Raw genomic sequence first — 26,680 nt, 5'->3', positions numbered from 1 at the left:
CGTAAAGCATCCGCGCATATCGCGATTCATTGCGCCGCGAGCCCCGACCGCCGCCACTCACGCAGGCCCATCACCGCCAGCAGGGTGAACAATCCGTACAGCCCTGCGGTGAGCCAGTATTCCTGAAACAGGAAGAACGCTACGTAGAGCGCGTCCACCACGATCCACAACACCCAGCACTGCCAGCGCTTGAGCGCCATCCACAGCTGCGCCAGCAGGCTGAACGCGGTGAGCGTCGCATCCGGCCAGGGGAAGGCCGCTTCAGTCGCAGTCGCCATCAACAAACCCAGCCCGACACTGCCCAGCACTGCCATAAGCAGGCCCGTGCCGACCTCAATTGCCGCCGCACCCACGACAGGCCGCCCGCCTTCCCCACCGCTGCCCCGCGTCCACTGCCACCAGCCATACAATTGCATGGCGGCGAATACGCCGTTGAGCAACACCTGCGAATACAAGCGCGCCTCGAAGAAAAACCAGCCATAGAGCGACACCATCACCAACCCGATGGGCCAGCACAGCGGGTTCTGGCGCACGGTGAGCCAGACGGCAAGTACGCCGAGGATTGAGGCGATGAGTTCGAGGGTGGTCATGGGACGGGGCAGTAGCGGTTGCGGTCGGGCATGATACGACAGACGCTCGGCGCTATTTGACGCACTCCAGTTGCTGCAAAGATAAACGCACAGGGTGCGCCCGCTCTACATAGCTGAATGACGAGCAACCGGAGCGTAATTCAACGTTCGGATGGGCGTATGCGGCGCGGGGCGATGGCCGCGACCGTGTCGCGGTTAACGACGTAAGCGCCTCCGGCGATTCCGCCACACGAAACGCAATCGGCCATATCCCGATCTTTGTACTGTTGGTCCACGCTTACACGCAGCGCACTGAAACTATCGGTCCCTACACCATACTTACCTACACACATGACCCGTCCGGAGGGCAAGTGAAAGAATCTGATACGTCGATATCGACGCAAATGGCAGACTTTGAAAGCATCTGTGGATACCACGCACACGTTTATTTCATGACGAGCGAACAGGAGCAGACGGCGCAGTGGATTCGCTCGCAGATCGCGGAGCGATACCCGGACGTGCGAATCGGGCGCTGGCATGAACGCCCCGTCGGACCGCATAGCCAGCCGATGTATCAGCTGGCCTTTTCAGTGGCGGACATGCCGAGCGTATTGCCCTGGTTGATGTGCAACCAGCGTGGCCTTTCGATCCTGATCCATCCCGAAACGCGGGATGCCTACCGAGAGCATGCCGAGTACGCGGCTTGGCTGGGTACACCGCTGCCCTTGAACCTGGGCGCCCTCCCTCGCACAACGAGCTAGCTGCCACTTTGCTGTGATCGGCACGCGGACGTTGTGCTCGATAGCCATTCTGGTGGGCCGAAGCGGATCGCCGCCCGGCGCACCCTACTTATCATTCAGCCGGTTGGTGATTCAGCGCCCAGAGAGACGATGAGGTAAGGCTGCCATTGACTTTTACTTTCTGCCCGGCAGCGATCTCACGAACACCAAGTTCTGCATGGTGCGCTTTCAAATACTTGCCGAATTGCGCGTTCCACGAATCCGTTGGCGGAACCGCTTTGTTTTGATGAAAGCCACCCATGTACTGTTCAATTATGTCGATGGTTAAAGCTTCACTACGGTTAAGTCTTATTTGGTCTAAAGTATTTTTCAGGCGTTCGGTATTAATCTGTATTGCATCCGCCATGAAATATTCCTTATCAATAATTGATCAAAATGCAAAAAGGCCGTCATGACCGATTTAAGCCTAGTGCTTGTTTCGGCCAGACTACTTGTGAATATAACTTGGCCAATATGGAAGCGGTAGCGGATAGAAACTTATGAGATGGAAGCGCCTCGCGATATACGACGGAAGCAGCTGCGGCGATCTCATCTTACGAAGCAATCCGCCACGACGAGACCACGCTAACAAGCGCCCCTTTCGATGGATATGCTTCAACCTCGTATCCATGTAGCGCAGCGCGATGAACAGACTCAGCACCGACCGCGACTGGCTTGCGCGCGCCACGCCATCGACAAAGATGGAGCGCATCGAAGCCTATTTCCGCGGTCACGGCTATACGCCCCATCGACACGACACCTACGCCATTGGCAGCACGTTGTCGGGCGTGCAGAGCTTTCACTATCGGCAATCGATGCGGCACAGCCTGCCGGGCGGCACCATCGTGCTTCACCCGGACGAAATTCATGATGGCGAGGCCGGTACAGAGGCCGGCTTCCGCTACCGAATGCTCTACATCGAACCGTCGTTGATACAGGACGTGCTTGGCGGCGAGCCCCTGCCCTTCATACCGGGTGGGCTGTCGAACGATCCTCGGCTGCTTTCAACGACCAATCGCCTGCTCTACAGCCTGGACGCCGCACTCGACCCGCTCGAAGAGGACGACGCGATCTACGACCTGGCGCAGGCACTGAAGGCTGCGGCGGGCAAACCGCGAGGTCGGCAGGCCGTTGACTACGTCGCAGCTGAGCGGGCCCGCGCGTTTATCCATGACGCACTTGGCGAAGGCATCACGCTGGATGCCCTGGTGCAGGCCAGTGGTCGCGACCGCTGGAGCCTGTCGCGTGATTTCCGTGCGCTGTACGGCACCAGCCCCTACCGCTACATCACCCAGCGGCGCCTTACCGAGGCCCGCAACCGGATGCTGGCAGGTCAGTCGCTGATCGATGCGGCGCTTGCGAGCGGCTTCTTTGATCAAGCCCACATGACCCGGCTGTTCACACAGACCTACGGCATCTCCCCTGCACGTTGGCTGAAGATGCTCAAGCACCGGTAGCCGGCCCAAGCGGTGCTTGCACGATCGTGCAATACGAGTCGGCAGGTGCGGCGCTAGCGTAGTGGGCACCTACCGCACCCACTCGCGAGCCATGCCATGAACACTCAAACGACACCCTACTCCGCCATCAACTTCGCCGAGAAATTCGCGCTGTTCCGGGACCAGTGGGCACAAAAGGTCGTCGCCGAAATGAACGACTACCAGTTCAAAATCGCCCGGCTAGAAGGCGAGTTCATCTGGCACCGGCATGCCGACACCGATGAAACCTTCATCGTGCTGGAGGGCGAGCTGGTGATTCATTTTCGAGACGGCGAGGTCACTGTCGGCGCTGGCGAGATGTATGTGGTGAAGAAAGGGATTGAACACAAACCCAGCGCGGCGCGGGAGACGAAGCTGCTGCTGATCGAGCCAAGGGGTGTGTTGAATACCGGCGATGCGACGAATGAGCGGACCGCTGAGAATGATGTTTGGATTTGATTCAGAGCGGCCAGCGAGGCAGGGGGAAAGATGAATAAATTTCTGCCCTTTTCCTCCCCAAACAATCTGTAGGGTGGGCCGGGCGGCGTTCCGCTTCAGCCCACCAACCATCCAAGGCACCTTCCGGGCGAGCACGCGGGCATCGCATACAGTATCGAGCATGGCGTCGCCATTAACGGATCGCCGAGTGGACAAAAAAAGCGTTGTCCACCCTACGTCACCACATCCGCTTGCATCACGAAGCCTCCCATTGCGTAGGGTGGAAAACGGCGAAGCCTTTTCCACGCGTCACGTCCAGGCTACCTCGCTGACGCAAAGCGCCCTCGGCAGCGCCAACAGCTGGCGAAAACGTTAACAAGTCGGACTCCTTGGGATGGCGGAGTCGATGAGCTCCGCCAGACTTGTTAGGGTCTTGAGCCTCACTCATGGATTACGAAAGGAACTCGTATGGCCAAGCCCGCTGCTCGCTTATCCGACACCCACTCCTGCCCCATCCCCGGTCACGGTTCCAACCCCATGGCGGTTGGTTCCCCGGACGTCTTGTTCAACAACCTACCTGCTGCCCGAGTCGGTGACACCAGTAACTGCGGTGGCGCGATATCAGAAGGCGAAGCCACGATTTTGGTTAACGGCAAGCCGGTTGCATTCCTCGGCAGCCCCACCACGCACGGAGGCAGTATCGTGACTGGCTCCGGCAACATTCTGGTCGGCTCGTCAGTGAGCACGGCGCCTTTCACTGCGCCGGCGCCGATGCCTAACCAGTTGGACGAGCATTTCGTGCTCAGCGATAGCGATACCGGTCTGCCTTTGGCCAACCGCCCTTACACGCTGAAGACGGCCTCCGGCAACGTCATCGAAGGGGTCACTGATGAGCAAGGTAAGACCAAACACGCTGCGGCCTACACGGCCGAGACCGTGTCCGTCGAGTTCGCGCCACAAACCGAAATCTACATTGGCTGAGGGCGCAGCATGTCGAGCACGGAGCCATTAGTTGCACAATCGAACCTGAGCCCTGCGAGCAATACGCATGGCACCCCCGTTCAGGCCAGGCTATTCAAGATCACTGACATTCCGGCAGCCATGGATGCCATCAATTGGCCGGTTTCCGCCGCGCTGATGCGCCACTGGTTTCAGGGACAACCCTGGCCAACGGAAAATGGCGGCATGTCGCAGCGGGTCAAGGAGCACGCCGAATGCCCCCCGGCGCAGTACATCCGGGAAAGCATCGTCAAGATGAGTTGGGTGGCTAGTTTCGAAAAGATCCAGCCGGTTCTCGCCGAGCTGCGCAGAAGCTGGAACAACGCCGCCGCCATGGGTGAGATTCGTAAACATCTGCTCAAGGCCTATGGCGACAAGGGGCTCGGCTGCCATCGCCTGGTTTTCCCGAACCTGGCGAGCGCGGTGGAGCGCTTCGGCTACTTCAACTCACGCGCGATCACCTTTTCCAAATGGAGCAGCGAAGGTCTCAACGACCTGCGCGGAGCGCTGGCGGACTTCAACCTGCGGGTGGCGGCCGAGGGCGACGTAGAGGTTCATGCAGATCGCATCCTGTTTCGCCCGAGAACATTGCTGTTCTATGCCGAGGACAATTACGACTTCAACGACGACGGCTCGGTTTTCAGCCAGCCGCTGGGCTACTGGAACTTCGATGGCATCGCTCCCAGCCTGCTGGCGGCCACGGCACACAATGCCGGCGTCGATGCCGTCTCCCGCGGCATCATGCAGCGGTCGTTGTTCAACATGAGTGAGCAGAACCAAAGGCGCTACATAGACGAGCAGAGCAAACGCTACATGCTTGTGCTGAACAAGCATTTCGCCGATTACCGGGCCAGATACAAACGAGGCGGAGACTTCCGCGTGTTTTCCGATCTACTACGCGAACCCTTGCCACCTGGCACGCCCGCCATCACCCTGCCGAAACACTGACATGAACAAAACCATTCTCGCTGTATGCAGCCTTCTCGCCGCGCTCGCCCTGCTCTTTGGCTGGAGCCTTAACGATGCACTGAGCGCGCCGCCGTCGGTTTCGCAAGTCAGCCCGCAAGGCGGCCATTTGATAGAAAGCGTTCCCGTACAGGGTCTGCTCGCCCCTGGTGGTGGCCTGTCGTATCTGCGCATCGTCGACCGTGCGGACCGGTCGACGATATTTCGCAGCCCGCTCTTTGCTACGCGCTCAGTAGACATGCGAGCGAGCGAGGACAGCCAAAGCCTGGGCGTGACCTGGATCGCCTTCGACAAGCGCACCCAAGACTTTACCCTGAGCATCCCCCAATGGCGCCCGGACTGGCGCAACCTCTTTTTCAGCAATACGCCCTACGAGGTCGTGCCGAACGGGTGAGTCATAAAAACGCTGTTGAAGCTGAGCGCAACATGGCTGGTTTTGATGCCGGAGAGTCGTGCCGCGGTTTGCGATTTGATTAAGAGCGATCACCGGGACGGTGGGGACGGATAAATAAATCTGTCCCCTTTTCTGTCATTAAGGAATCGCCGCGTGGACAAAAAAAGCGTTGTCCACCCTACGTCACCACATCCGCCTGCACTAACGAGGCCTCGCCATTGCGTAGGGTGGAAAACGGCGGAGCCTTTTCCACGCGTCAGTTCCAGGCTACCGCACTAGGCGGGCTTCAAATAGCGCAGGCTCCACTCAGAACGCGAGCTGATACGAGGCAGCCATCCATAGATTTGGCATGTCACTTCGCGAGGTGCCGTTCAACATGAGCGAAACGGTACCAGGACCAACCAAGCCCTCCACGCCCGCGCCAGCCTTCACCCAGTCGTTGGTAACTTCTTCTCCCTTCACCTTGAAAGTGAAAAGACCGGTCACATCACCGCTAACACCCGCAGTACGGTCTTGAAACCGATGCGCACCTTCCAGGGTCGTTACGAAGTCGAACCTTGGAATTGGAAGAGGTGTTTTAGTGTTTAAGCCAAGGCGAGCTTCCGTATATTCGTCAGTCTGGCTATCAAAACGAGCGCGGGCATTGCCCCCGTTCTCGGTGTATCCGTCGATTTGGGCGTTCGTATAGCTAAAGTCGATATAGGGGCTGATGCCCGTTTTATGAAGCGTAAGCGCGTTTACCCAATCCAAACGAACACGAGCCCCCCATGTATCGGTATCTGCTTTCCCGCGGGAAGAGTCGAGGCTGTTGCCGTAAACGTAGCCGCGACGAATTTCGCTCTTCCCCCAATGGCCAAAACCGCCAAATGTTGCATATATGCCGTGCTGCTCAGATAACGGGATGATTGCTTCCAGCATCGCGTATTGACCGTCTGCATCGATTTTGCCGCTGTAGGCAAGGCTCTGCTTTGCCCAGGTCTGGCCAATGGATACGTTGATCTGCGCAAAGCCAAAGTTACGGCCAAGTCCAAACTCAGCGACACCATTGGAGCCGTCCCGGTCGCCGTGATCATCGCGTCCCCAGTCCCCACCTATCCAGAAAGTATTCTTACCAGGCTCGACCAAACGCGAAATGGGGCGGCTGTGTGCACCGTTAATCAAGACATTTACGTTACTAATAACAGAATTGATACCAGAGGAAGCGGAGATCAGGCTGTCTACAGAAGACGCTAACGTGATCATTTCTTTCTCAATTACCACCGGCGGCAACGGTACCTCTGGTACTTCTGGTACTTCTGGTGTTTCTGGTACTTCTGGTGTTTCAGGAAGTTCGGGTACCACCGGCGATAGAGCAGCTCTCGTGGCGGTCGCGTAGTAATATTCGCCACTTACGTACGGACAGTTAATTGGGCAGTTTATAACCGATCCCTGATAATAATCGATCGAGACGTGTCCGCTATCTAACCCATAGCCGAACAGTAGAAAAGGCGTGCCTGGTAACTGGTCAGTAACCAATCCGGACAAAGCAAACGACAGTGACTGGTTTCCCCACCAGTATTGAGATTCCAGCAAGGACGGCATATCGGTATAGGACGTATACGCGGATCCAATGGTGTATTTGTAACCATCGTATTCGACGTCCATAGTACTGGGAGCGGCGTGAGCGGCAGTTATGCAACCCATCAACAAAGCGCTATAAATCGTGCTGGGCAAAAGCTTGTTGAAACGAGGCATAAAAGTCCCTCAAAAGCACTGCAAATAGGTCACGGCTCGCCATTGAGCGAGCGGCGCGGAAATCACACCCAGGAGCGGCCAAAGGCCATCACATTTCGCAGGTGGTAATGTCTAAACGGACTTATCGGCGTCCCGCTGCTCAACCTGAACGCAAAAATGGAGGCGCCGACAGACGGTACGTTTACTGGAAAGGCTGCGTCGCCTAAGAGCAACACGCCGATAGCTGCGGGGTAACCGCAATTTGCAGGACACAGCCGGTGTTCCTACCAAGCGACTAAGCGCTCGGCAGTTATGCAGAAAGTAAATAGGCCTTCTTTAAATCAGATGTTCCCGCTACCAGCCTGCGCACACGATGGGGATGCTTCAACCTCGTATCTATGTAGCGCAGCGCGATGAACAGACTCAGCACCGACCGCGACTGGCTGGCTCGCGCCACGCCATCGACAAAGATGGAGCGTATCGAAGTCAATTTCCGCGGTCACGGCTACACGCCCCACCGACATGACACCTACGCCATCGCCAGCACGTTGTCGGGTGTGCAGAGCTTTTATTATCGGCAATCGATGCGGCACAGCCTGCCGGGCGGCACCATCGTGCTCCACCCGGACGAGGTCCACAATGGAAAGGCCGGCGCATAGGCCGGCTTCCGCTACCGGATGCATCCCTATTCCGCTATTAACTTCGCCGAGAAATTTGCGCTGTTCCATGAACAGTGGACGCAGAAGGTCGTCGCGGAAATGAACGACCACCAGTTCAAAATCGCCCGGCTAGAAGGCGAGTTCATCTGGCACCGGCATGCCGACACCGACGAAACCTTCATCGTGCTGGAGGGCGAGCTGGTGATTCATTTTCGAGACGGCGAGGTCACCGTCGGTGCCGGCGAGATGTATGTGGTGAAGAAAGGGGTTGAACACAAACCCAGCGCGGCGCAGGAGACGAAGCTGCTGCTGATCGAGCCCAGGGGTGTGTTGAATACCGGCGATGCGACGAATGAGCGGACCGCTGAGAGCGATGTTTGGATTTGATTCAGATCGACCAAAAAGGCGAGTGGACAGATCAATTAGTCTCTGCCCTTTCCCAGCTCAAACAATATGTAGGGTGGGCCGGGCGGCGTTCCGCTTCAGCCCACCAACCATCCAAGGCACCCTCCCGGCGAGCATGCAGACATGGCATGCGGTTTCGAGCAATGCGTCGCCAGTAAGCGATCGCCGCGTGGACAAAAAAAGTTGCCCACCCTACGTCAACCACATCCGCCTGCACTAACGAGGCCTCGCCATTGCGTAGGGTGGAAAACGGCGGAGCCTTTTCCACGCGTCATTTCCAGGCTACCTCGCTAGCCATGAATGAACCTAACGTTTGGTTAAGGGGCGGGCTTTAGCCCGTCCCGAGTGAGCGAAGCGAACGACTTGAACCACTTGTTAGGCTTCCCTTGCTGCTAGAGCAATTTTGTCTTTTAGTGCGTCACAGGCTGTGCCAAATTCAAGTTGAGCATCACTGAACGGTTTTAGAAAAGCTCCACCTGGCTCACCGCGGCGATAGGCAGACTTATGCTCTGCTTCTATAGAGTTAATATCCTCTCGTATTTTAAGCGCGGCGTCATATGCGGGTTGCACTTGCTCCCCGTAAACACCAATGATCATTTCAAGGCGATTGAAGTCAACGCCATTAGACGACTTTTCATTTATAAGAGTATCGAGGTATTGGTTGTAATCGGTATGCCCTTTCATTACGAGGGTCAGATTCATGTAGTTGCTAAACATACCGTGTTGCCAGTGACATACCAAAACGTAAAGTTCTTCAAGACGCTCTTTTGCGAGCTTCTGGCTTTGTAGCCGCTTTTCATGCTCAAGCTGTAGCTTCAACTGCTTTCTGTTAGAACTGTTGGTTAGCCAGGCGCCAAGAGTTGTAAGTAATGAGCCAAAGATAACGCCTAATAGGCCAACCCAGGCCTCTGAGGGTGCTGCGCTTAGAATGTCCCAGAATTTTTCCATATGCCTAACGTTTGGTTAAGGGGCGGGCTTTAGCCCGTCCCAGTGAGCGAAGCGAACGATTTGAACCACTTGTTAGGCATTCACAAAAGTCGAACACGGTTACGGAAAACCTTTTTCGACGAGCCACGCCTTATATAATTTTTTACCTACATACTTGAGTTTTAAATGATCTGCGCAGCTAGTTGCACGTTGAATCATCATGAACGCCTCGCCAAACCGATCATGGTTCAAGTTTTGTGGTTCGCCTGGGTTGTGATGTTTAACAGTATTTCGACCCGCATTCCATGACTTAAATATTTCCTGCTTTGATAAATGTGGGTGCCCCAAGCGTGTTCTTGTTCGATTTGCCCATTGCCATAAATTTTCTAGGGGATGAGTGCCTGTTTGTTCTTGAATGATTCTAGAGAGAATTTCTTCGGAGGCACCAAGTAGTGTGAGTGCAGAGACATATCGGCCACTCAGAAACAGGCCGATTCCGTCCTCTAACTGCTCGCGCGCTAATGCGATTTTTGTTGTTCGAGCCATTTTGCCTAACGATTAAGATAGGGGCCGGCTTAGCCGGTCCAAGCGAACGGAGTGAGCGATTCCAGCGGCTTGTTAGACGCATTCAGCCTTCGGTTGCGCTTGAATCATCTGGACGAAGCATTACATATATAGCCATACCTACGAGAGCGATGAAGCCGAAAGCCATAATTTTTACTCCGCTTATCTCCAGTAATAAGCCAAGCCCTACACAAGCTATGGGATACCCGGTAATCCCCGCGACAAAATAGAGCGCTTTACCATCAGCTCCTCGGACGGTTGTGGCTAGAAGCCAGCCTGCCGCCATAGTTCCCAGTACTGCCCAGAGTGTAATCACGCAATTACTCCGTTTTTGTCTAACTATAATTAGACACCAAGTGGTGTATAAGACGCCGAACGGGCTTGATGTATAACATTCCGTACGGGATTTATTAACGGCTCTAGCACAAGCCTTTCAACGGACTGTAAAACCAATTGGAAGGTTATACACCACAGTCCACCAAGGCGATTAGCCGGCGTTGATTCGAAGCAATTTGCGAGTGCGTTCATGGCTCTTGCTCTCCCGCCTGCCCCACTTCGATGGATTCGGGAGAGGCCGACGGCGCGCTGAATAAACCGCTCGGCAAAACGCCGCTCGCCAGGCGTATCGAACTGACACTGAGACCGAACGGGGAAAAAGCGGGCCATCTGTACCTTCCGTGGTGTTCGGGCCGTAGCCCGTTGAGCTGGCCGCTGGGCTTAAGCCTGCGGGGGAGTGTGAGGCGGTGCGCAAACCGGCACGGCTTCGCCACGTTACCGGCGGCGATAAATCCGGTAAAGCAGCAAAAGGGATTAATCCGTGCTTGGTGTATGGCTATCGGATATACGGTTTCGCTCAGGCCAGCGTGCGGGTAGGGCGGCTAGTTATGAGGAATGTTGGAACCGGCCCGCTCAGCCGTCGTGCGTACCCAGCATTTCCCCAACCTTGGTGGCAAAGGCATCGATGGCAAACGGCTTGGTAATCACGCCCATGTCCGGGCCTAGGAAGTCGTTGGCGGCGAAGCTTTCGGCGTAGCCGGTGGCGAAGAGCACTTTCAGGCCGGGGCGTTGCTGGCGGACGATATCGGCCAGCTGGCGGCCGTTCATGCCGGGCAGGCCGACGTCGGACACCATCAAGTCGATGCGCTGAGCGCTTTCGGTGATGATCAGTGCTTCGGTGGCCTCGCCAGCTTCCAGGGTTTCGTAACCCAGGTCTCGAAGGACTTCGATCACCAGCGAGCGGACCACGGGTTCGTCCTCGACCACGAGGATGGTCTCGCCCATGCCGTGGAGCGTACGTTCCGGTTCAACCCGCGTCGGGCTCGTCTCGCCCTGATGAGCGGGCAGATATAGACAGACGCTAGTCCCTGTCCCAGACGCCGACTCGATATGGATGTAGCCCTTGGCCTGCTTGATATAGCCATACACCATCGAGAGCCCCAGGCCCGTGCCTTGGCCGATGGGTTTGGTGGTGAAGAAGGGTTCGAATGCTCGCCCGCGCACCTCCGGCGTCATGCCGGTACCTGTGTCGGTAACGTCCAGGAGAATATAGTCGCCCTCGGTCAGGCCGCGCTTCTTCGGGTCGGGGGTGGCGGTTTGCTGGTAGCTGCTGGTGGAGACAGTGATCTTGCCGCCGTGCGGCATGGCATCTCGGGCATTGATGACGAGGTTGATCAAGGCGCTTTCGAGCTGGTTGACGTCCATGCAGGCGGGCTGCAGCCCGGCGCTCAGGTCCGTCTGTAGCCGGATGTTCTCGCCCGTGGTGCGATGCAGTAAGTCTTCCAGCGAGGCCACGAGTTGGTTGACGTCGACCGGTTTGAGATCGAGGGTCTGCTGCCGGGAAAAGGCCAGTAGCCGCTGCGTCAGTGCAGCGGCGCGCTGGGCTGAGGTGACGGCGGCGTTGATGTAACGCTCGACCTCCTGCACTTCACCGCGGCGGTTGCGCCGCTGCATGAGGTCAAGGCTGCCAATGATGCCGGTCAACAGGTTGTTGAAGTCATGCGCGATGCCACCGGTGAGCTGGCCGACGGCCTCCATTTTCTGTGCCTGACGCAGGGCGTCTTCCGCGCGGACGCGTTCGGCGACTTCGGCCGCCACGCGCGCCTCAAGGGTTTCGTTGAGCTGGCGCATGCGGCCCTCGCTGACGCGCAGGGCTTGTTCGGCGCGCTTGAGAGCGCTGACATCCGTGCAGGCGCCGGCAATGTAGGCCAGGTTGCCCGTAGCGTCGCGAAACGCCTTGGCCTTGCATGAAAACCACCGCTCGGCGCCGGTATGCGTCAGGCGAAACTCGACAGCAAAGTCGTTGCCACGATCGAAGGCCAGGCGCACCAGCTTTCGATCCTCGCTATGCACATGCTCGATGAACCGCGAAACATTGTTGACCTTCTGACCGAGGGCCAGACCGAATATCTGCTCCAACGCGCCATCAAAGCTGAAGCTCCCATCGTGGAGGTACCACGTGAAGGTGCCCGTCCCGGAGGCCAGCAGCGCGGCGCGAAAGCGTTCGTCGGTGTGGCTGAGGCCGGCGCTTTCTTGCCGTAACACGTCTTCGGTAACGTCTTCGACCTGATGGATGATGTAAAGCACGTCGCCCCGATCATCGAGTACCGGCACGTTTAGAGGACGCCAGTAGCGCACTTCGAAGCCGCCGCCCTCCGACTCCGGCCGCGGAATGTCGTACTTGGTGATGGCCATGCCATCTGGCGAGCGAGTCCGTAGAACGCGCTCCAGCGAAGCGCGTAAAGCCCCGGTGCCAAATTCTGTTGGATCATCCGGGTTCTTGCGAAACACATCGAATACTGGCCGACCAACGCTTTGTTCCCGACGCGTATTGGTTGCGCGCAGTTGCGCGTCGCTGGCCGCCAGGATGGTGAAATCCGGATCAGGCGCCAGGATCAAATGCAGGTTGGGTACGGCCTGGAAAATGGCCTGGTGATTGAGTGGTTGCATCATCGGGGCGAAAGGGGCCTGTTAAAGAAACTGGCGCAGGAACAGCGAACCGTCAGTGCCAGAGACTGCATAGTTGAACGATCGCTGACCGGCGAGGCGCGGTACAGGTAGCGCCTCACGGTCGTCCGCTCAGCTCGATTGGGGGTCGCTTTCCGGCTTCGGCATGGGAATCCCCACGCTGCTCTCGACGCTACCGGCCGTGGCATCACCTTCCTTGTAGAAGGGTTCCATCTCGTCGCGCGCCTGCGCCCAATGTTCACTTTCCTGGCCTTCCGGTCGGCCGTTGGCTTCCCAGATTTCATAAGCCCGGTCACGTATACGCTGCTCGTCGTTCATATCGTTGCCCTCGTCGCTGTGGCCAGGACGGATAGCAATCCGCTTCGGCCCGGTTCGGTGTCTTCACACCCTGTATTGAGCAGAGGCGGGCAGCAGGCAGATGGTTCCAGAATCTGGACGGGAGGCTGACGAAATCGCGGTCCGAGAGGCGAAATTCGCTGGGCGGCTAGCCAATCAGCGTACGAATACGCTCGGTCAGACTCGCTATCGTGAAAGGCTTGGTGAGCACCGACATGCCCGGCTCCAGGCTGCCATGATCGGCAAGGGCATCTGCCGCATAGCCAGTGATGAGGAGCACCGGTAGCTCGGGACGACCGTGCCGCCCAGCCTTGGCCAGCTGTAAGCCGTTCATGCCACCGGGCAGGCCGACATCGGATATGAGCAGATCGATAACAACACCGGATTGCAGCACTTCAAGGCCAGCGGTGCCATCAGGCACCTCGATAGTGCGATAGCCCTCGCCCTGCAAGAGATCGGCGACCAGCATCCGGACGGCCGCTTCGTCCTCGACGATCAATACGGTTTCGCTTCGCCGTTCGGCCACAACGACGGTGCCGCCCGGCTGACCGGTATCGGCTTCAGCTTCGCCGTGATAGCGCGGCAGGTAAAGGGTGACCTTGGTGCCTGCGCCTGGTTGGGAAGCGATGCGCACCTGCCCTCCGGACTGTTGCGCGAACCCGTAAATCATCGACAACCCCAAGCCTGTGCCTTCACCGATCGCCTTGGTGGTGAAGAACGGGTCGAATGCCTTCTCCAGGACATCGGGCGACATGCCGGTGCCGTTGTCCGTTACCCGCATCGCCAGGTACTGCCCCGCTGGAATGTCCTGCTGCTTCGTGCTGTCGGCGTCGATTACGCAGTTGTTCAGTTCAATGACGATGAGGCCACCGCCAGGCAGCGCGTCGCGGGCGTTGAGGCATAGGTTGAGCAGGGCGTTTTCCAGCTGTGACGGGTCGACCAGTGCTGGCCATAAATCGGCCGCTGGGATGCTTTCCACTGTGATATCCGGACCTACGGTGCGCTGGATTATTTCAAGCATGCCGTTGACGAGGATCGCCGCGTTGGTCGGCTTTGGCGCCAAGGTCTGCCGGCGGGAAAAGGCCAGCAGTCGATGCGTGAGCGCCGCGGCGCGCTTGGTCGAACCCTGTGCCACCAGCAGGTATTTCTCAATATCCAGCATCCGACCCTGCCTGATGCGGCTGTCGATCATTTCCAGGCTGACGGAGATACCGGCGAGCAGGTTGTTGAAGTCGTGCGCCAGCCCTCCGGTGAGCTGACCTACCGCCTCCATCTTCTGCGCCTGGCGCAGCTGTTCATGGGTCGATTCGAGCTGCGCCTGGCGTGCCCGTTCTTCGGTGATGTCGCGACCGGTGGCGTAGGTCATGTCGCCTGCCGGCGCAGCGACCCATGAGATCGGGTGCAACGCTCCGCTTTTGTGCCGGTAGCGGTTGACGATCCGCACCGATGTGCCGACAGCAGTGGTCAGATAGGCGTTGACCGTTTCCGATGATCTTCTTCCACAATGAATTCATTGACGTGATGGCCGATGAGCTCGTCGGTGCTGTATCCGAGCAGCGTCGTCCAGGCTGGGTTGACCCGATGAATGACACCCTTGAAGTCGATCACGATCATCAGGTCAGGGGAGGTATCCCACATCAGGTTGCGCTCTTCCGTGCGGATGATTACCTCGTGGGAAAGGCGCTTGTTCATTTCGCGCAGATGCTGTTTGGCGACCAGGCGCTGCCTTTCGGCGATAACCCGGCCTGTGATCTCCATGCCCTGGTTCAGCAGGCCGACAATGCTGCCGTCCTCGCCGCGGATCGGTGCGGCGCTGATATTCCAGTATGTGATTTCCGGTTGGCCGTTACGCATCATCGGCAACTCGACGAGGTCCTGCGCGAAGCCTTCACCGGTGTTCATCGCATGATGGAAGGGCGGGGCAACCATGTCCCACGCTTCGCCCCAGACATCGGCGACCGGCAGGCCCAGCGCGTTGGGGTGTCGATCGGCCATGGACGGAATATAGGCGTCGTTGTAGAGCATTCGCAGCTCGGGGCCCCACAGAATGGTGCCCAGCAACGGCGAGTTAAGGCACGCCGATACCATGGAGCGCAGCGACTGCGGCCAGCTAACGGTATGGCCAAAGGGCGTGGCCGCCCAGTCGTGTGACCGCATCAAGGCACCCATTTCGCCGCCGCCCTGTAGGAAGGCAGGCCCGTTGATGCTTGAGTTGGACATAGGTTTGGATTCGATATCGAGACCTGATCGTTGACGTTAGCGCAGAAGACTGGTGATCGAACGCAGGGGCAGAGGGCGGGTGTTCGCTGCCCGCCCGCCGCCATGAATGTCTGCGTATTTTGAGAGCGGGAAGCATGAAGCGTTCAGATCGCGTGAGGCGTCATCCCGCTTCATATCGATACCGCTACCTGGGCGTTCCGTATTTGCCCCAACGCTGAACGGGCAGATCGCAGCATCCTCCCGTCGAGAATGCGCTATCGAACGCCGCATCCAGCCCTCTGATCGCGAACGCTCCAGAGTTGGAGTAATTGCGTTGATTATCCGGCGACGTCCAGCATGATCTTGCCGATGTGCTGGCTGCTTTCCATTAGCCGGTGCGCCTCGGCGACGTCAGCCAGCGGGAAGGTGGCGTGGATCACCGGATGGCAGGCGCCCCTTTCCAGCAGCGGCCAGACCTTCTCCTGCAACGCTTTGGCGATCCCCGCCTTGTCCTGGCGGCTGCGTGGGCGCAGGGTCGAGCCGGTGAAGGTGAGGCGCTTGCGCATGATCGCCGAGGTATCGAACTCCACCCGGCTGCCCTTGAGAAAGGCGATCTGCACCAGCCGGCCATCCACCGCGAGGGACTTGATGTTGCGCGCGATGTAGTCGCCACCGACCATGTCGAGGATGACGTCCACACCGTTACCCTCGGTAGCCTGCGCCAGGACCTCGACGAAGTCTTCCTCGTGGTAGTTGATCACCCGGTCGGCTCCGGCGCGCTGGCAGGCTTCGACCTTGTCGGCGTTGCCGACGGTGGTGAATACCTGAGCACCGAACTGCTTGGCCAGCTGAATGGCCGTCAGGCCGATACCGCTGGAGCCGCCGTGGACCAGAAAGCTTTCGCCCGGCTTGAGGCCGCCACGTTCGAACACGTTGCTCCATACGGTGAAGTAGGTTTCCGGCAGGGCCGCTGCCTCCAACAGCGACAGGCCGGCAGGCACCGGCAGGCAATGCTCGGCGGGGGCCACACAGTATTCGGCGTAGCCGCCACCGGGGGTCAGGGCGCAGACCTGGTCACCGACGGACCAGCCGCTCACCTCAGCGCCGAGCGCAACGATCTCGCCGGAGATTTCCAGGCCGAGCAGTGGCGAAGCATCCGGTGGCGGCGGATAACTGCCGGAGCGCTGGAACACGTCTGGGCGGTTAATGCCGGCGTAGGCGACCCGCACCAGGACGTCGTGAGGACCTGGCTCGGGGATGGGGCCGTCTACCAGCCGAAGACACTCGGCACCGCCACCTGGGCGATGCTCTACATGACGCATGGTTTGCTCACTCATCACGATCTTTTCCTTACAACGCCGGATGGCGCGTTTTTGATTAGGGCCAATTCGAAGTTACAAGGTAGTGCTCGACAGCCGAAGCGCCAAGCCCGGACGGCAATAGGAGCGTCAGGTTTGCAGGTGTTTTACGCTGAAGCGCCCTTATACCGCCGACAATGAAATCTCCAGCGGCACGGGCAGAGGGTGTGTAACGGCTGACGGGTGCTGAGCGGTAACCACGTCCGTTCCGGTGCCGGCCTATAGATCCTCAGCCTGCTTTTCCACGCTGCCGGAGCTCGCATCACCTTTCTTGTAGAAGTGCTCAACCTCTTCCCGGGCGAGCAACCAGTGCGCGGCGGCTTGCCCCTCGGGCTGACCCTGACCGTCCCAAATATCATAGGCGCGTTCGCGTATGCGTTGTTCAATGTCCATTTGTCTTTCCTCATGCGGTCGGTTAGCAAGGGCGGCGGAGCCCATCGGGAAGAAAGCACTTCCGCGCGACAACAGCCTCCCCTGTTATCAGCAGAGAAGGTGAGGCCAGGATGGTTCAGATGTTTCGAGTCTAGGCGACGGACGCGCCTGCGCCAGCGTTGCGGTGCCGACACAGGGAACAGCCGGGCCTAAGCTGCCTTAAAGCACCGGTGAAGCGGCACTCACCACGCGCAGCGCCAGGCCCTCGTATGGGTCGAGGTTAAAAGCCATCTCGCCGTTTTCCGTCAGATCACCTTCGACGCTTTCGTGAATGATATCGACCACCGGGCCGGGTGCGATGCCGGGAAGGATGACCGTTTCGCTGATGGCCTCCGCGCTGAAGTTCAACGCGGTGATCTGTACACCTTTGCCAGCGGGCAACTCGTGGACCATGATCAACAGCCCTGGCGCCTGCACATCCGGGATCAGGATTTGCTTGCTAGCCGCAATGTCATAGGCGCGACGCACGCTGAGGATGCGCTTGAGCTGGCAGGCGAACGAGCCGGTATTCTTCAGCTGCTCGACCAGGCTGCCATAGAGCGAACGCGCCTTGGGCAGGCCCTCGCTGGAGCTTTCGGCCTCGGGTGCTATATCGGCCAGATCGTAGCCGCCACGGTGCAGCCAGCGGGTATCTCCATCGCCCATCAGGTGCTCGACCTGTTCGGCTTCCAGCGGCAAAGCGCCCACCAGATCCCAGCCGGAAAGGGCGAAGACGCCGGGTTGCATGGCGTTGAACATCACCAGCAACAGATGCAGCCGTTTGATCTGCTCGATGTCGGACGCGCTGATAGTGCCAAGGTCGCGAATGCCCAGCGCGGCGGTGATCACGCTGACGGTGGTACAGGACACACCATTGGTGACGAACTTGAGGTTGTAGGGCGCATGGTCGCCGGTCAGGCGCTCGTACATTTCCTCGCGAATGTGTTCACGAAGGATGCCGCCCGACAGCGTCTGACCGTGGTAGTGGTAATGGTCGTAAGCGTGCAGCGTCCAGAAATGCACCAGCTCCAGGGTCAACTCGTCGTGGTTCTGCATGGCGTGGATCAACGAGGCCGGGTCGATGCCGAAGGCGTGTACCTCACGCAGCATCAATCGCAGGAACTCGGTGTCGCCGGTGAGCAGTGCATGGTGATAGGCCGGCCGGGTAATGAAATCGTAGGACAGGTCCGCGCCCCCATGGGACATCGCGGCGATGTCATCGATGGTCAGGTTCAGCTCTTGGAAACTGAAGCCGCCGGCCTTGCGAATGAGACCCGCAATCAGCTGGTTGCCGGTCACCGACAACGGATGGCTCTCGGACCAGGCGGTGCCCTCCGCGCGGCGCTCGACCCCGAGGAAGCCGTTGGCATCCAGGCGCAGGACCCGTGCACCGGACACGTCGATGGCGTGCAGCGCATCGCCGATGATCAGCTGCTGCGCGGCGAAGGTCGGGTCCAGCCAGTTCAGCGAGGGCTGACCTTCCTTGAAATAGTGCAGGTAGACCCAGCGCCGACGCTTGCCATCGACGCCGGTAACAATGCCGGTCACGCTCCAGTCGGTGTCCTTGATGCCGGGTTCGAAGAAGATCACCCGCTGCAGCTGACCGACGATGTAGTGCTTTTCCTTGAGCTGGTCGACCACCGGGGGCGGCAGGTTGATCGCATCCCGGCCCTTGGGCACCTCGGGTAGGAGGGGCCAGTCTTCCTCGTTGATCTCGACCATGTGGTAAAGGCCGGGATAGTCACCGTAGGCCATCTCCGCCAGGCGGAAATCGGCGCCCTTGCCGGTGTGCGCCGGGACGATGTCGTCGATGACGATGGCGTTGTGCGCCGCAGCCATGCGGCTGAGCTGCAACATCTCGGCCTCGGTGCCGAGGTTGGGGTCGATATCGAAGCTGATGCGGTCGAAGTTGCCATCGATGGTCGGCGTGAACTCGCGTCCACGCAAGCCGCCGGAGCGCTTCATTGGGCCGTTGTGAATGCCCTGCACGCCGAGTTCGGACAGCGCGCTCCAGAGACGGTCGTCACCCAGCGCCTGCAGTACCGAGCCGCCCTCGGGCGTGATGATCGCGGCGGGGTAGGCGGTGAACCACACAGAGGAAATCGCGCTCGCATCGCGCGGCCGCGCCTGGGCGTAGGGACGCTGCCAGAGCCGCGCCTGGCCCGCATAGAGCCGGGCCCGCTGGCGGGCGGCGTTTAGCATGGACTGGCTTTCCAGCCACTCGATATAGGTGTTGTCTGGCGTGCTCATAACGACGTTCGATTCCCGTTGCGCTGAGGGAGAGGGTAGTCGTTTGAGTCAGCTGTACCGGCATCGTTGCATCAAAGCGCATCGATACGCGCATGAGCGGCGGCTGGCCGGTAACCGATGTCGGCCTGCAGGCCTATCCGAGGGGCACGTTGCCTCTGGCGCCGCTTCAGCGCGCGCCGGCGATCACCGTGGGCGCGCCGCTGGACTGGCCGGCCAGTCGCCGCTCGGCCATCTTTTGCTGCTTGTAGGCCAGCGCGGCGGGGGCGACCGGGGTCACCTTGCCCGTCTCCATCCACTTCTTCAGGCGACTGGCGTCGGCAATGTGGGTGTACTTGCCGAAGGCATCGAGCACCACGAACGCCACGGGGCGCTTGTTCATCACCGTGCGCATCACCAGGCAATGGCCGGCGGCGTTGGTGAAGCCAGTCTTGGTTACCTGAATGCTCCAGTCGGGCTTGCGTACAAGCGCGTTGGTGTTGCGGAAGCCTAGGGTGTAGTTGGGCTTGTGGAAGGCGACGGTCTTTTCCGAAGTGGTGCTGAACTGTTCGATCAGCGGATAGGCCTGGCTGGCCTTGAGCAGCTTGACCAGGTCGCGAGCACTGGAGACGTTCTGCACCGACAGGCCGGTGGGCTCAACGTAATGTGTATGCGTCATCCCCAGCGCCCGAGCCTTGGCGTTCATCGCCTGGATGAATGCGCTGTAACCGCCCGGATAATGGTGCGCCAGGCTCGCGGCGGCGCGATTTTCCGATGACATCAGCGCCAGCAGGAGCATCTCGCGGCGGCTGACTTCGCTGCCGATGCGCACCCGGGAAAAAACACCCTGCATTTCCCGCGCGTCGCGAATGGTGACCGGCAGTCGCTCGTCGAGCGGCAACTTGGCGTCGAGCGCGACCATGGCGGTCATCAGCTTGGTGACCGAGGCGATCGGCACGACCAGATCGGGATTGCTCGAGTACAGCACCTCGTTGCTCTTCAGGTCGATCAGCAGGGCGCTGCCAGACGCCAGCTCCTGTTGAACGGTGGCTTGGGTGGCAGCGGTAACGGAAGGCGCCAGGATGACACTGCCGCATGCGAGCAGCAGACCGAGAATGGATTGACGAAATTTCAAGTTGAACACCGATGAATTGGCAGTGAAAAAAGACGCGCCGAAGTCGAAGAACGCGGCGCGCATTATAGGTAACCAGGGCCACGCATAAGACCCCTTGCAGCGTTTTATTTTGGCTCGTTCATAGCCGCTCTCGGCCCTTTGCGATGCCGTTTCGCTCGCCACTCAGATCGGCAGCTGGGCACCAGCTGAACTGGGAATGCCCGGGACGCTGCGTCCGAGTGTAGAAGAACATCGATTGCCGCGCTTTTTCGCGGCTCTGCGGCGACACGGCCCAGATGCTGCACGCGACGACGTTTCCCGTGCTATCGGCAGCAACGTACGCCGAATCAATCCGCCCGACGGACGGGAACCCGTACGCCGGCTGCGGGTCCGCTACCTGTCAGGACCTTTGCCGAGACCATGAGGTCAAACGAGCACATTCAAAGGGGAGAACCGATATGTCCCGCTTCAGCCGCAAACCTACCACCCGCGACGAAATCGAAAGCGAAATCCACGACCTGATGACCGCTCTCGATGAGCTCAAGCACGACGCGGCCCGCGGCTCGCAACATCGCTTCGATTCCCTGCGCGCACGTGCCGAGTCTCTATGGCACGACACCAACTGGGACGCGCATTGCCGCGACCTGTCCAAGCGGGGTCGCGATGCCGGCCGCATGGCCAAGGAATGCGCACGTGAACACCCCCTGAGCACTGTGGCATTGGCCGCTGGCGCCGTCGCGCTGATCGGCTATCTGGTCACGCGTCGCTGAACGGCTCGTCCCGCTCATGCTCAACGCCGAGACGCCCAGACTCAAGTTCGCGCTGTATGGAGCGCACTCGAGCCTGGGCAATGCTTTGCTGTGTGAACTGCTGAGCCGGCAGCACGAGGCCGTGACGCTGGTAGACGATCTCAATTCGATGACCGTTCGGCCCGGGTTGCGCGCCAAGACGGGCGACTTGTTCGATGCCATCAGCGTGTCGCAGAGTGTCGCCGGCATGGACGCGGTGATCTGCCTGTTCGACAGCCGTTCGGTGCCCCGCGCATCGGGCGACGCCGCGACAGAACATTCACAGGACTTCTACCAGGCAGTCGACGCTCTGCTGTCCGGGCTGCCCAAGGTGGACGTCGAGCGCCTGCTGCTGGTGGCAGATTTCAGTGCCCATGGCGAAGATCCGAAGGTAGCCGCGGCGCTGCAGCGTATCGCCGCGCACCCGCTGCAGTGGACCTTGGTGGATGCCGGCACCGACGGCGAGGACCTGTCGATCGAAGACTTCGCCAATCTCGAAGGGCTAGGGGATGACGACCGCCGTGTGCAGCTTCGCCGCATCGCCGCCGGCATAGTCGACGAGCTGGAAACCCCGCAGCATATGCATCAGCAGATCCACTTCCGTATCTGAGCGCCCCTCAGGCGGCCAGCTGACGGCGCAATTGCGCCAGCACCGGCGCCGAGGTCGGCCGCACACCGCGCCATAGCTCGAAGGCTGCCGCAGCCTGCTCGACCAGCATGCCCAGGCCGTCTCGGGTCTGCGCGCCGAGGTTAGCAGCCCAATGGCAGAAAGGCGTCGGCGCAGCTCCGTACATCATGTCGTAGCAGAAAGTGACGCCCGGGCCGATTACGCTGTCGGCGAGGGGCGGCAAGTCGCCACCGAGACTGGCCGAGGTGCCGTTGATGATCACATCGAACGGGTCTTGCAGCTGATCGAAGGCGCTCGCGCTCACGGGACCCAGCCCGGCGAACTCGCCGGCCAACAGCTCGGCCTTGCTCAGCGTGCGGTTGGCAATGACCAGCGCAGCCGGCCGCTGCCCAAGCAACGGCTCGAGCACACCGCGCACCGCGCCGCCGGCGCCCAACAGTAGGATGCGCTTGCCTTTCAATACCACACCGGCATTGTCCAGCAGATCACGCACTAGGCCGACGCCGTCGGTGTTGTCGCCCAACAGCACGCCGTCTTCCAGTTTCTTGAGTGTATTGACCGCACCGGCGCGCCGCGCACGCTCGGTCAAGCGGTCGGCCAGGCGATAAGCCTGTTCCTTGAAGGGTACGGTGACATTGGCACCCAATCCGTCTTCGAAAAACGCCAGGGCGAAGCCGGCGAAATCATCCAGCGGTGCCAGCAACGGCTCGTAGCCAAGCGCTTGGCCGGTCTGCTCGGCGAACAGCCGATGTATCTGCGGCGACTTGCTGTGGCCGATGGGGTTGCCGAAAACGCCGTAGCGGTCCATAGGTTTCCTTAGCGGGAAGCATAAAGCCGGAAGCTTGCAGCTTTTCGCGTCCGGCTTCCAGCTTCAGGCTTCAGGCTTCAGGCTTCAGGCTTCAGGCTTCAGGCTTCAGGCTTCAGGCTTCAGGCTAAGCCAATCGCGGTCCCGCAGAAAATACTCGGTCAAGCGTGCCTCCGGCGTGCCGGGCTCAGGTTGCTTGTCGTAGCCCCAACGCACCAGAGGCGGCAGCGACATGAGAATGGACTCGGTGCGCCCACCCGATTGCAAGCCGAACAGGGTGCCGCGGTCGTAGACCAGGTTGTATTCCACGTAACGGCCGCGACGCAGCTCCTGGAATTCCCGTTCACGCTCGCCGTAGGGCATGGCCTTGCGTTTCTGCACGATGGGCAGATAGGCCTCGATATAGGCATCGCCCACCGCTCGCATGAAGGCGAAGCTGGTGTCGAAGTCCCACTCGTTCAGGTCGTCGAAGAACAAACCGCCAACGCCGCGCGGCTCGTTGCGGTGCTTGATGTGGAAATAGCGATCACACCATTCCTTGTAGCGCGGATAGACGTCCGCTCCGAAGGGCGCGCAGGCATCACGGGCGACCCGATGCCAGTGAATGCAGTCTTCCTCATTGCCGTAATAGGGCGTCAGGTCGAAACCGCCACCGAACCACCAGACCGGCTCCTCGGCTTCCTTCTCGGCGATAAAGAAGCGCACATTGGCGTGAGAAGTGGGCACGTATGGGTTTTCCGGGTGAATCACCAAGGACACGCCAAGCGCCTCGAAGCCGCGACCGGCCAGCTCCGGCCGGTGTGCGCTGGCCGAAGGGGGCAGGCCACTGCCGTGGACGTGGGAAAAATTCACGCCGCCTTTCTCGATCAGCGCGCCGTTCTCGATCACTCGGGTCCGGCCACCGCCGCCGGCTGGGCGGGTCCAGGCGTCTTCGACGAAGCGGGCACCGTCGTCTTCGGCTTCAAAGGCGGCGCAAATACGGTCCTGCAAGTCGAGCAGGTAGGCTTTGACGGCTTCGGTACGCTCGTTCACAAATCACCTTGGCAAGTAACGGCACAGACCCGGCGACGATGGTCAGCCCGGCAGTGCTTCAGCGGAAGGGCCGGCAAGCATATCATCCGGCCGATTGACGAATGCGCCTGGGAAGCGTTGGATAGGCTCCTTTGCATTCATCCAGGAGTCGATATGTCGCAGCGCATCCAGTTCAGCCAGCATGGTGGTCCCGAAGTTCTCGAGCAGGTGGACGCGCCTGTCACGGCGCCCGGCGCCGGTGAGATCCGAGTGCGCAACCACGCGATCGGCCTGAATTTCATCGATACCTATTTCCGTGGTGGCCTCTATGTGCCGCCGAGCCTGCCGTCGGGACTGGGCACCGAAGGCGCTGGTGAAGTCGAGGCGGTGGGCGAGGGGGTCAGCGGGTTTCAGGTTGGCGATCGCGTCGCCTATGCCACTGGCCCACTGGGTGCTTATGGTCAGCACCACACCTTGCCAGCGCGGCATCTGGTCAAGCTGCCTGACGCCATCAGCTACGAGCAGGCCGCCGCGGTGATGCTCAAGGGCCTGACCACCCAGTATCTGCTGCGCCAAACCCACGCGTTGCAGGCCGGCGAAACCGTACTGTTCCATGCCGCAGCCGGCGGCGTCGGCTCGATCGCCTGCCAATGGGCCAAGGCTATCGGCGCGAAACTGATCGGTGTCGTCGGCTCGCCGGAAAAAGCCGAGCGGGCCAAAGCGCTGGGCGCCTGGGCAACCATCGACCGCACCCGCGAAGACGTTGCCCAGCGCGTGCTGGAGCTCACCGATGGCAAGAAATGCCCGGTGGTTTACGATTCGGTGGGCAAAAGCAGCTGGGAAATTTCGCTGGATTGCGTCGCGCCGCGCGGCCTGCTGGTCAGCTTCGGCAATGCATCAGGGGCCGTCACCGGCGTAAACCTCGGAGTGCTGGCGCAAAAGGGCTCGCTGTATGTCACCCGACCGACGCTCGCCGGCTACGCGGACACCGCCGAACGCCTGCAGGCGATGGCCACCGAGCTGTTCGAGATGATTGCCAGCGGCAAGATCAACGTCGAAATCGGCCAGCGCTACCCGCTCGCCGAGGCCGCCGAGGCGCAGCGGACACTGGCTGCGGGCCAGACCACTGGGTCGACCATTCTGCTGCCCTGAGGCTGGAACGATCGCCGTCCTGCCGCCATCAGGACGGTCGAATGACCTCGCCATTGCGCACATCGCGGATGGTGCTGGGATTGCGCCGCCCACCCAGGCAACCGCCCAGCACCGCGTCGAGCTGGTCGGAGAAATACTGCTCGACGCGCAAGCGCGATCGCGCTGCAGGGCGGCCGGTGGGGTTCGCCGAGGTGGAAACCAGCGGTCCAGTTAGCGCGCATAGCCGGGTAACCAACGGATGATCGCTGACACGCAGAGCCACGCTGTCGTGCTTGCCAGTGATCCAGTCCGGCAACCGCTGACGATGCGGCACCAGCCAGGTGTTCGGCCCCGGCCAGGTGCCCGCCAAGCGATCCAGCCAGCGCTCGGGCAAGTCTTCCAGGAGAAAATCGAATTGCTCGACGCAGTCAGCCACCAGGATCAGCCCCTTTTCCACGGGCCGCTCCTTCAGCGCGAGTAATCGATGCACCGCAGCGCTGTCCCAAGGGTCGCAGCCTAGCCCCCAGACAGCCTCGGTCGGATAGGCGATGACGCCGCCATTTCTGACCACCCGCGCCGCCTGCTGCACTCGCCAATTACCGATCATTAGCACCCCCGCTGAGACTGATCGGCGCAGTGTACCCAAGCGCATACGGCTGCACAGCCACCTCAGCCGGTCCGCACGACCCATAGGCCATTTTCACAGGTGACCAGCCCCTCGATTTCCAGCTCGGTCAGTTCCGCCAGTACCTGAGTCAAGGGCTGCGCCACGGCCCCGGCTAGAGTCTCGCTGGTCATCGATCCGGCGATCAGCTGATCGAGCAATGGATGTGCCGGACGCTCTGGTTGCAGCTCGCCGACGGTGGCTGTCTGCCGCCAGCCCTGGAGGGCTTGAAGGATGTCGTCGACGCTTTCGACCAGCGCCGCTCCCTGGCGGATCAGTTGGTGGCAGCCACGTGCGCCGGGATGATGAATCGAACCGGGGATGGCATAGACCTCGCGGCCTTGTTCGGCTGCAAGCCGGGCGGTAATCAGCGAACCACTTGAAGGACTGGCCTCGACCACCAACACACCCAGCGAAAGCCCGCTGATGATGCGATTGCGTCGAGGGAAGTTAGAGGCGTGCGGTGCGCAGTCCAGCGGCAGTTCGGACACCAGCGCGCCGCCGCCTTCGACGATGTGCCCGGCCAGGCCGATATGTCGGCGCGGGTAGAGCTGCTGCAGGCCAGTACCCAGCACGGCTATCGTTCGGCCGCCCACGTCCAGCGCGCCTTGGTGAGCGGCGCCATCGATGCCAAGGGCCAGGCCGCTGGTGATTACGAAGCCGCCGCCCGCGAGGCTGCGGGCAAAGGCGGTGGCATTGTCCAGGCCGGGGCGCGAGGCTCGACGGCTGCCGACCATGGCCAGCTGCGGCCGTGAACGAACAGCAGCGGTGGCGCATCCGGCAGTTCCGCCAGTAACGCGGGGTAGCCAGGATCGTCCCACATCARYMCRWKRYSGSGMCGRKRCWYCAACCAGCTCAGCGCGGCGGCGGCCCGTTCGCGTATCGCCGGACTGCGCCTGGGTTCGGCACAGCTCGCGGGCAGCCCCAACGCACGCCAGGCGGTTGCCGGTGCGCTGAGCGCGGAGGAGGCGTTGGGGAAGGCGCTGAACAGTTTATGTAGACGCCGTGGGCCGAGCTCCGGCAGCAAATGCAGGCGCAGGCGGGCTTCCAGCTCGGCAGGGGAAATCGCGGACATGGCAGAACATTCCTTGTCTCGTCGCACCGCATCCATGCGGTGGTATTAGCAGAAAGAAAGCCCCGCTTGTGCGGGGCTCGGG

26 protein-coding genes and 3 pseudogenes are annotated in these 26,680 nt (G+C 60.3%); 11 read left to right on the top strand and 18 right to left on the bottom strand.

All coding sequences use genetic code 11. The annotated features are described in order from the left end of the window. Positions 1-26: 26 nt before the first annotated feature. On the bottom strand, positions 27-590 hold the full coding sequence (gene pnuC, locus CH92_RS00280; protein WP_025239801.1) for a nicotinamide riboside transporter PnuC: 564 nt from the start codon (positions 588-590) through the stop codon (positions 27-29). 431 nt (positions 591-1,021) lie between these two features. Between pnuC and CH92_RS00275 the strand changes: the two genes are divergently transcribed. Further along, positions 1,022-1,330, top strand: coding sequence for a DOPA 4,5-dioxygenase family protein (locus tag CH92_RS00275; RefSeq protein WP_158491114.1), 309 nt, complete (start codon positions 1,022-1,024; stop codon positions 1,328-1,330). 91 nt (positions 1,331-1,421) lie between these two features. On the opposite strand, the gene CH92_RS00270 is transcribed toward CH92_RS00275, so the two are convergent. Continuing rightward, positions 1,422-1,715: a hypothetical protein gene (locus CH92_RS00270; protein ID WP_025239799.1), complete on the bottom strand. Its 294-nt coding sequence runs from the start codon at positions 1,713-1,715 to the stop codon at positions 1,422-1,424. 277 nt (positions 1,716-1,992) lie between these two features. Between CH92_RS00270 and CH92_RS00265 the strand changes: the two genes are divergently transcribed. The 5 genes from CH92_RS00265 (at position 1,993) to CH92_RS00245 (ending at position 5,620) form a co-directional block, all read left to right on the top strand. Beyond that, complete coding sequence (locus tag CH92_RS00265) at positions 1,993-2,805, top strand: AraC family transcriptional regulator (protein WP_025239798.1); 813 nt, start codon at positions 1,993-1,995, stop codon at positions 2,803-2,805. A gap of 96 nt (positions 2,806-2,901) precedes the next feature. Continuing rightward, entirely contained in the window at positions 2,902-3,282 is a 381-nt protein-coding gene (locus CH92_RS00260) for a cupin domain-containing protein (protein ID WP_025239797.1), read from the top strand. Positions 3,283-3,729: 447 nt separating this feature from the next. Continuing rightward, a complete protein-coding gene (locus tag CH92_RS00255) occupies positions 3,730-4,242 on the top strand; it encodes a PAAR domain-containing protein (RefSeq protein ID WP_025239796.1) in 513 nt (170 codons plus the stop codon). 9 nt (positions 4,243-4,251) lie between these two features. Continuing rightward, complete coding sequence (locus CH92_RS00250) at positions 4,252-5,208, top strand: DUF6402 family protein (RefSeq protein ID WP_025239795.1); 957 nt, start codon at positions 4,252-4,254, stop codon at positions 5,206-5,208. A gap of 1 nt (position 5,209) precedes the next feature. Continuing rightward, positions 5,210-5,620, top strand: coding sequence for a hypothetical protein (locus CH92_RS00245; RefSeq protein WP_025239794.1), 411 nt, complete (start codon positions 5,210-5,212; stop codon positions 5,618-5,620). 306 nt (positions 5,621-5,926) lie between these two features. Here the strand turns inward: CH92_RS00245 and CH92_RS00240 are convergent, their stop codons facing one another. Then, positions 5,927-7,354, bottom strand: a complete 1,428-nt coding sequence (locus CH92_RS00240; protein WP_080689952.1) for an autotransporter outer membrane beta-barrel domain-containing protein — start codon at positions 7,352-7,354, stop codon at positions 5,927-5,929. 392 nt (positions 7,355-7,746) lie between these two features. On the opposite strand from CH92_RS00240, the pseudogene CH92_RS00235 reads away from it, so the two are divergent. Continuing rightward, positions 7,747-7,989 (top strand): annotated as a pseudogene (locus CH92_RS00235) (AraC family ligand binding domain-containing protein); the annotation flags it as partial. A 21-nt stretch (positions 7,990-8,010) separates the two neighbouring features. Then, the gene (locus CH92_RS00230; protein ID WP_025239791.1) at positions 8,011-8,379 is read left to right on the top strand and encodes a cupin domain-containing protein; all 369 of its coding nucleotides are present in this window, start codon (positions 8,011-8,013) and stop codon (positions 8,377-8,379) included. 393 nt (positions 8,380-8,772) lie between these two features. Here the strand turns inward: CH92_RS00230 and CH92_RS00225 are convergent, their stop codons facing one another. The 11 genes and pseudogenes from CH92_RS00225 to pbpG all read right to left on the bottom strand — a co-directional run bounded on the left by CH92_RS00225 (position 8,773) and on the right by pbpG (position 20,517). Beyond that, positions 8,773-9,345: a hypothetical protein gene (locus tag CH92_RS00225; protein ID WP_025239790.1), complete on the bottom strand. Its 573-nt coding sequence runs from the start codon at positions 9,343-9,345 to the stop codon at positions 8,773-8,775. 99 nt (positions 9,346-9,444) lie between these two features. Further along, complete coding sequence (locus tag CH92_RS21810; protein ID WP_144380937.1) at positions 9,445-9,870, bottom strand: hypothetical protein; 426 nt, start codon at positions 9,868-9,870, stop codon at positions 9,445-9,447. A gap of 82 nt (positions 9,871-9,952) precedes the next feature. Beyond that, a complete protein-coding gene (locus CH92_RS21805) occupies positions 9,953-10,204 on the bottom strand; it encodes a hypothetical protein (protein ID WP_144380935.1) in 252 nt (83 codons plus the stop codon). Positions 10,205-10,797: 593 nt separating this feature from the next. Continuing rightward, positions 10,798-12,837 carry a hybrid sensor histidine kinase/response regulator gene (locus CH92_RS00220; protein WP_025239789.1) on the bottom strand — a complete coding sequence of 680 codons (2,040 nt, stop codon included), beginning with the start codon at positions 12,835-12,837 and terminating at the stop codon, positions 10,798-10,800. Between the two features lie 126 nt (positions 12,838-12,963). Then, the gene (locus tag CH92_RS00215) at positions 12,964-13,170 is read right to left on the bottom strand and encodes a DUF2934 domain-containing protein (RefSeq protein ID WP_025239788.1); all 207 of its coding nucleotides are present in this window, start codon (positions 13,168-13,170) and stop codon (positions 12,964-12,966) included. A gap of 166 nt (positions 13,171-13,336) precedes the next feature. Then, a pseudogene (locus tag CH92_RS22165) lies at positions 13,337-14,542 on the bottom strand (ATP-binding protein); the annotation flags it as partial. A 110-nt stretch (positions 14,543-14,652) separates the two neighbouring features. Beyond that, positions 14,653-15,408, bottom strand: coding sequence for a PAS domain-containing protein (locus CH92_RS22160; RefSeq protein WP_200869633.1), 756 nt, complete (start codon positions 15,406-15,408; stop codon positions 14,653-14,655). 317 nt (positions 15,409-15,725) lie between these two features. Next, positions 15,726-16,724, bottom strand: a complete 999-nt coding sequence (locus tag CH92_RS00205) for an NAD(P)H-quinone oxidoreductase (RefSeq protein ID WP_025239787.1) — start codon at positions 16,722-16,724, stop codon at positions 15,726-15,728. Positions 16,725-16,964: 240 nt separating this feature from the next. Continuing rightward, the gene (locus CH92_RS21525) at positions 16,965-17,138 is read right to left on the bottom strand and encodes a DUF2934 domain-containing protein (RefSeq protein WP_080689951.1); all 174 of its coding nucleotides are present in this window, start codon (positions 17,136-17,138) and stop codon (positions 16,965-16,967) included. A 198-nt stretch (positions 17,139-17,336) separates the two neighbouring features. Continuing rightward, on the bottom strand, positions 17,337-19,406 hold the full coding sequence (treS, locus tag CH92_RS00200) for a maltose alpha-D-glucosyltransferase (RefSeq protein ID WP_025239786.1): 2,070 nt from the start codon (positions 19,404-19,406) through the stop codon (positions 17,337-17,339). 166 nt (positions 19,407-19,572) lie between these two features. Continuing rightward, positions 19,573-20,517 (bottom strand): D-alanyl-D-alanine endopeptidase, encoded by a 945-nt coding sequence (pbpG, locus tag CH92_RS00195; RefSeq protein WP_025239785.1) that lies wholly within the window; start codon positions 20,515-20,517, stop codon positions 19,573-19,575. 437 nt (positions 20,518-20,954) lie between these two features. Here pbpG and CH92_RS00190 point away from each other — a divergent pair, with 437 nt between their 5' ends. Together CH92_RS00190 and CH92_RS00185 are read left to right on the top strand one after the other, a co-directional pair. Continuing rightward, the gene (locus CH92_RS00190) at positions 20,955-21,266 is read left to right on the top strand and encodes a glycine zipper domain-containing protein (protein ID WP_025239784.1); all 312 of its coding nucleotides are present in this window, start codon (positions 20,955-20,957) and stop codon (positions 21,264-21,266) included. 16 nt (positions 21,267-21,282) lie between these two features. Next, a complete protein-coding gene (locus CH92_RS00185; protein ID WP_025239783.1) occupies positions 21,283-21,894 on the top strand; it encodes an NAD(P)-dependent oxidoreductase in 612 nt (203 codons plus the stop codon). A 7-nt stretch (positions 21,895-21,901) separates the two neighbouring features. Here the strand turns inward: CH92_RS00185 and aroE are convergent, their stop codons facing one another. Both aroE and hemF read right to left on the bottom strand, forming a co-directional pair. Further along, positions 21,902-22,720, bottom strand: a complete 819-nt coding sequence (aroE, locus tag CH92_RS00180; RefSeq protein WP_025239782.1) for a shikimate dehydrogenase — start codon at positions 22,718-22,720, stop codon at positions 21,902-21,904. Between the two features lie 105 nt (positions 22,721-22,825). Beyond that, positions 22,826-23,749 carry an oxygen-dependent coproporphyrinogen oxidase gene (gene hemF, locus CH92_RS00175; RefSeq protein WP_025239781.1) on the bottom strand — a complete coding sequence of 308 codons (924 nt, stop codon included), beginning with the start codon at positions 23,747-23,749 and terminating at the stop codon, positions 22,826-22,828. Between the two features lie 153 nt (positions 23,750-23,902). Between hemF and CH92_RS00170 the strand changes: the two genes are divergently transcribed. Continuing rightward, the gene (locus CH92_RS00170) at positions 23,903-24,880 is read left to right on the top strand and encodes a quinone oxidoreductase family protein (RefSeq protein ID WP_025239780.1); all 978 of its coding nucleotides are present in this window, start codon (positions 23,903-23,905) and stop codon (positions 24,878-24,880) included. 28 nt (positions 24,881-24,908) lie between these two features. On the opposite strand, the gene CH92_RS00165 is transcribed toward CH92_RS00170, so the two are convergent. Then, a complete protein-coding gene (locus tag CH92_RS00165; RefSeq protein WP_025239779.1) occupies positions 24,909-25,466 on the bottom strand; it encodes an L-threonylcarbamoyladenylate synthase in 558 nt (185 codons plus the stop codon). Between the two features lie 62 nt (positions 25,467-25,528). Then, positions 25,529-26,598, bottom strand: a pseudogene (gene dprA / locus CH92_RS00160) (DNA-processing protein DprA). Positions 26,599-26,680: the final 82 nt, after the last annotated feature.

This window comes from Stutzerimonas stutzeri, from assembly GCF_000590475.1.
GTDB classification, from domain to species: domain Bacteria; phylum Pseudomonadota; class Gammaproteobacteria; order Pseudomonadales; family Pseudomonadaceae; genus Stutzerimonas; species Stutzerimonas stutzeri_D.
Note: the sequence above shows the minus strand (reverse complement) of the source record. Positions and strands in the feature narration are given on the sequence as shown.

What these genes read in the sequence shown, in the direction of transcription:
- aroE (WP_025239782.1), bottom strand. Translation starts at nt 22,720, where the DNA reads ATGGACCGCTACGGCGTTTTCGGCAACCCCATCGGCCACAGCAAGTCG.
- CH92_RS00270 (WP_025239799.1), bottom strand. Translation starts at nt 1,715, where the DNA reads ATGGCGGATGCAATACAGATTAATACCGAACGCCTGAAAAATACTTTA.
- CH92_RS00255 (WP_025239796.1), top strand. Translation starts at nt 3,730, where the DNA reads ATGGCCAAGCCCGCTGCTCGCTTATCCGACACCCACTCCTGCCCCATC.
- CH92_RS00240 (WP_080689952.1), bottom strand. Translation starts at nt 7,354, where the DNA reads ATGCCTCGTTTCAACAAGCTTTTGCCCAGCACGATTTATAGCGCTTTG.
- CH92_RS22160 (WP_200869633.1), bottom strand. Translation starts at nt 15,408, where the DNA reads ATGTCCAACTCAAGCATCAACGGGCCTGCCTTCCTACAGGGCGGCGGC.
- CH92_RS00260 (WP_025239797.1), top strand. Translation starts at nt 2,902, where the DNA reads ATGAACACTCAAACGACACCCTACTCCGCCATCAACTTCGCCGAGAAA.
- CH92_RS00170 (WP_025239780.1), top strand. Translation starts at nt 23,903, where the DNA reads ATGTCGCAGCGCATCCAGTTCAGCCAGCATGGTGGTCCCGAAGTTCTC.
- treS (WP_025239786.1), bottom strand. Translation starts at nt 19,406, where the DNA reads ATGAGCACGCCAGACAACACCTATATCGAGTGGCTGGAAAGCCAGTCC.
- CH92_RS00245 (WP_025239794.1), top strand. Translation starts at nt 5,210, where the DNA reads ATGAACAAAACCATTCTCGCTGTATGCAGCCTTCTCGCCGCGCTCGCC.
- CH92_RS00185 (WP_025239783.1), top strand. Translation starts at nt 21,283, where the DNA reads ATGCTCAACGCCGAGACGCCCAGACTCAAGTTCGCGCTGTATGGAGCG.
- CH92_RS00215 (WP_025239788.1), bottom strand. Translation starts at nt 13,170, where the DNA reads ATGAACGACGAGCAGCGTATACGTGACCGGGCTTATGAAATCTGGGAA.
- CH92_RS00230 (WP_025239791.1), top strand. Translation starts at nt 8,011, where the DNA reads ATGCATCCCTATTCCGCTATTAACTTCGCCGAGAAATTTGCGCTGTTC.
- CH92_RS00250 (WP_025239795.1), top strand. Translation starts at nt 4,252, where the DNA reads ATGTCGAGCACGGAGCCATTAGTTGCACAATCGAACCTGAGCCCTGCG.
- CH92_RS00205 (WP_025239787.1), bottom strand. Translation starts at nt 16,724, where the DNA reads ATGAGTGAGCAAACCATGCGTCATGTAGAGCATCGCCCAGGTGGCGGT.
- CH92_RS21525 (WP_080689951.1), bottom strand. Translation starts at nt 17,138, where the DNA reads ATGGACATTGAACAACGCATACGCGAACGCGCCTATGATATTTGGGAC.
- CH92_RS00220 (WP_025239789.1), bottom strand. Translation starts at nt 12,837, where the DNA reads ATGATGCAACCACTCAATCACCAGGCCATTTTCCAGGCCGTACCCAAC.
- CH92_RS00165 (WP_025239779.1), bottom strand. Translation starts at nt 25,466, where the DNA reads ATGATCGGTAATTGGCGAGTGCAGCAGGCGGCGCGGGTGGTCAGAAAT.
- CH92_RS00225 (WP_025239790.1), bottom strand. Translation starts at nt 9,345, where the DNA reads ATGGAAAAATTCTGGGACATTCTAAGCGCAGCACCCTCAGAGGCCTGG.
- CH92_RS00190 (WP_025239784.1), top strand. Translation starts at nt 20,955, where the DNA reads ATGTCCCGCTTCAGCCGCAAACCTACCACCCGCGACGAAATCGAAAGC.
- pnuC (WP_025239801.1), bottom strand. Translation starts at nt 590, where the DNA reads ATGACCACCCTCGAACTCATCGCCTCAATCCTCGGCGTACTTGCCGTC.
- CH92_RS00275 (WP_158491114.1), top strand. Translation starts at nt 1,022, where the DNA reads ATGACGAGCGAACAGGAGCAGACGGCGCAGTGGATTCGCTCGCAGATC.
- CH92_RS00265 (WP_025239798.1), top strand. Translation starts at nt 1,993, where the DNA reads ATGAACAGACTCAGCACCGACCGCGACTGGCTTGCGCGCGCCACGCCA.
- CH92_RS21810 (WP_144380937.1), bottom strand. Translation starts at nt 9,870, where the DNA reads ATGGCTCGAACAACAAAAATCGCATTAGCGCGCGAGCAGTTAGAGGAC.